This window comes from Actinosynnema sp., assembly GCF_052038725.1.
The window spans coordinates 1-3,429 of sequence record NZ_JBQGCX010001248.1 but is presented as its reverse complement, the minus strand read 5'-3'; the positions used below and the strand labels follow the sequence as shown (position 1 = coordinate 3,429).

Here is a 3,429-nt window from a genome sequence, read left to right as displayed (position 1 = left end):
GGGGGGGGGGGGGGGGCACCCCCCCCCCCCCGCGCCAGCGCGTCAGCGCACCCCGGACCGGGGCCGGGACCGGGCCGCCGTCACCACAGGCCGCCCTGGGGTTCCGGCGCGGGCTCGTCCACGGCGTCCTCCCACCGGTAGGCGCGCACGTCCACCTTCCCGCCGACGGGCACCACGCCCTCCTCGCGCAGCCGTTGCAGCTGCTCCTCCGCGATGTGCGGCGCGCAGGTCCCGTCCGCCTTGAGCACCCGGTGCCACGGCAGGTCGCGCCCGTCCTGGTTGAGCACCTGCCCGACCAGCCGGGCGGACGGCGCGCGGGACAGCTTGGCCACGTCCCCGTAGGTGGCCACCCGGCCCTCCGGGATCGCGCGCACGGTCTCGCGGATCAGCTCGTGCAGCTCTTCGTCCACCCGCGCAGTTTTCCACGGCCGCCGCGCGCCGCGCTCCACCCGAGCCGCCGTGTCGCGCCCGGTCCCGCGCGGGTTGGCCCGCGCGCACCAGCGGCGCTGGTTCTGTCGGTGCAACGTGGTTCTATCGTCGTCGTGGCTCCCAACAGGACCCCCCTCCTGGTCCGAGGCCCTTCGGACCCCCGGCCCGTCCCCACCTGGGACGCGGCCTCCCGCCGCGTGCTGGAGCACCCCGGCGGGCCGCTGCGCGTGCTGGGCGGTCCCGGCACGGGCAAGACGACGCTGATCGCCGAGACCGCCGCCCGCAGGGTGCGCGCGGGGGCGGCTCCGGAGAGCGTGCTGGTGCTGACCGCGAACCGGCGGGCCGCCGAGTCCATGCGCGCCCACCTGACCGCGCTGATCCGCCGCACCCCGGACGGCGAGCTGCTGCCCGTGGTGCGGGAGCCGCTGGTGCGCACCGTGCACTCGTACGCGTTCGCGGTGCTGCGGGCCCGCGCGGTGCGGGACGGGGAGCCGCCGCCCCGGCTGCTGGCCGGGCCCGAGCAGGACGCCGTGGTGCGCGAGCTGATCACCGGCGACGTGGAGGCGGGCGCGCGGCACTGGCCGGAGCGGCTGCGGCCCGCGCTGACCCTGCCGGGGTTCGCCGGGGAGCTGCGGGACCTGCTGCTGCGCGCGGTCGAGCGCGGGCTGGCCCCCGAGGACCTGGTGGCGCTGGGCGAGGGGCACGGGCGCGACGAGTGGGTGGCGGCCGGGCTGTTCGGCGAGCAGTACGAGCAGGTGTCGCTGCTGGCCTCGCAGGGCCTCGCGCCCGCCTACGACGCGGCCGAGCTGGTGGACAACGCGCTGCTGGCGTTCGAGAACGACGAGGAGCTGCTGTCCGGCGAGCGGGCGCGCGTGCGGCACGTGTACGTGGACGACGCCCAGCACCTGGACCCGCTGCAGCACGCCCTGATCCGCGCGGTCGGGTCGGCGGCGGACGAGTTCCTGCTGTTCGGCGACCCGGACCAGGCGGTGTTCTCGTTCCGGGGGGCCGATCCGAGGCTGCTCGTGGACGGCGACAGCCCGCAGGTGGTGCTCTCCCGCAGCCACCGGCTGTCGTCGGCGGTGCGCGCCGCCACCGCCGGGCTCGCCTCGCGGCTGCCGGGGGCCTCGCCCGCGCGCGAGGTCTCTCCGGTCGGCGAGGGCGGCACGACGCAGGTGCGGCTGTTCGCGTCCGAGGCGCAGGAGGCGTCCTGGGTGGCCGACCGGTTGCGCCGCGCGCACCTGGTGGACGGGGTGCCGTGGTCGCGGATGGCGGTGGTGGTGCGGTCGGCGACCAGGTCGCTGCCGGTGATCCAGCGCGCCCTGCTCGCGGCGGGCGTCCCGGTGGCGGTGCCGGGCACGGACCTGCCGCTGGCCCGCCAGCCCGCCGTGACGCCGCTGCTGGCGCTGCTGCGCTGCGCGGCCGTGCCCGGATCGCTGGACGAGGACACGGCCGCGATGCTGCTGTCCTCGCCGCTCGGCGGGGCCGACCCGCTGGCGCTGCGCCGGTTGCGGCGGGGTCTGCGCAGGCTGGAGATCGCGGCGGGCCGGGACCGGCCGAGCGGCGAGCTGCTCGTGGAGGTGATCGAGGACCGGGACCGGCTGGCCGCGCTGGAGGACGCCGAGTCCGCGCCCGCCCGGCGGGTGGCCCGGCTGCTGCGCACCGCCCGCGACAGCATCAGGCGCGGGTCCAGCGTGGAGGTCGTGCTGTGGGACCTGTGGCAGGACACGGGTCTGCAGGACCGGTGGGTGGCGATGTCCTCGCGGCACGGCACCACCGGGATGCAGGCCGACCGGGACCTGGACGCGGTCGTGGCGCTGTTCGAGACCGCCGCCAAGTACGTGGACCGGCTGCCCGGCGCGTCGCCGGACGGGTTCGCCGACTACCTGGAGGCGCAGCACATCGTCGGCGACACGCTGGCCGCCGCCGCGCCCGTCGGGGAGGCCGTGGCGGTGCTGACCGCGCACGCGTCGGCCGGGCAGGAGTGGGAGGTCGTGGCGGTGCCCGGCGTGCAGGAGGGCACGTGGCCGGACCTGCGGCTGCGCGGGTCGCTGCTGGGCGTGGAGCGGTTGGTGGACCTGGTGTCCGGGGTCGGCGCGGGCGCGTCGGCCGTGGCCCCGCTGCTGGCCGAGGAGCGCAGGCTGCTGCTCGTGGCGACCAGCCGGGCGCGGCGGGTGCTGCTGGTGAGCGCGGTGCGCGGCGAGGACGCGCAGCCGTCCCGGTTCCTGGACGAGCTGGAGGACGCGGGCGAGGGCGAGGCCGAGCGGCGGATCACCCCGCCGGAGCGGGGGCTGGTGCTGGCCGAGCTGGTCGGGGAGCTGCGGCGGGTGGTGTGCGATCCGGGTGAGAGCGCCGACCGCAGGGACCGAGCGGCGACCCAGCTGGCCAGGTTGGCGGCCGACGGGGTGCCGGGGGCGCACCCGGACACCTGGTACGGGTTGGCCCCGGTGACCACCGACGTGCCGCTGTGGACCGAGGAGCACACCGTGTCGGTGTCGCCGTCGACGGTGGAGACGCTGTCGAAGTGCCCGGTGCGGTGGGTGGTCGAGCGGCACGGCGGGCAGGACCCGGCGGAGCTGGCGTCGATCACCGGCACGCTCGTGCACGCGCTGGCGCAGGCCGCCGCGTCGGGGGCGGGCGAGGCGGAGCTGAAGGAGAAGCTGGACGAGGCGTGGACGGCGGTGGACGCGGGGGCGCCGTGGTTCTCGCGGCGCGAGCGGATGCGGGTGGAGCGGATGCTCGACGCGTTCCTGGCGTGGCTGTCGGCGAGCCGGGGGCAGCTGACGCAGGTGTCGGTGGAGGAGGAGATCTCCGTCGACCTGCCGAAGGCGGAGGGCGGCCCGAGGCTGAGGGTGCGCGGCCGGGTGGACCGGCTGGAGACCGACCGCGACGGCAGGCCGGTGGTGGTGGACATCAAGACGGCGAAGACGCCGGTGAGCAAGAAGGACGCGCAGGAGCACCCGCAGCTGGCGGTGTACCAGCTGGCGTCGGCGCTGGGCG

Annotated in this window: 2 protein-coding genes; one reads left to right on the top strand and one right to left on the bottom strand. The window is 77.2% G+C overall.

The window, feature by feature from the left end; genetic code table 11:
- Positions 1-80: 80 nt before the first annotated feature.
- Positions 81-410: an MGMT family protein gene (locus tag ACTUAL_RS26330; RefSeq protein WP_440902129.1), complete on the bottom strand. Its 330-nt coding sequence runs from the start codon at positions 408-410 to the stop codon at positions 81-83.
- A 132-nt stretch (positions 411-542) separates the two neighbouring features.
- Here ACTUAL_RS26330 and ACTUAL_RS26325 point away from each other — a divergent pair.
- Positions 543-3,429: ATP-dependent helicase (locus tag ACTUAL_RS26325; protein ID WP_440902128.1), on the top strand; the 2,887-nt coding region annotated here is incomplete at its 3' end.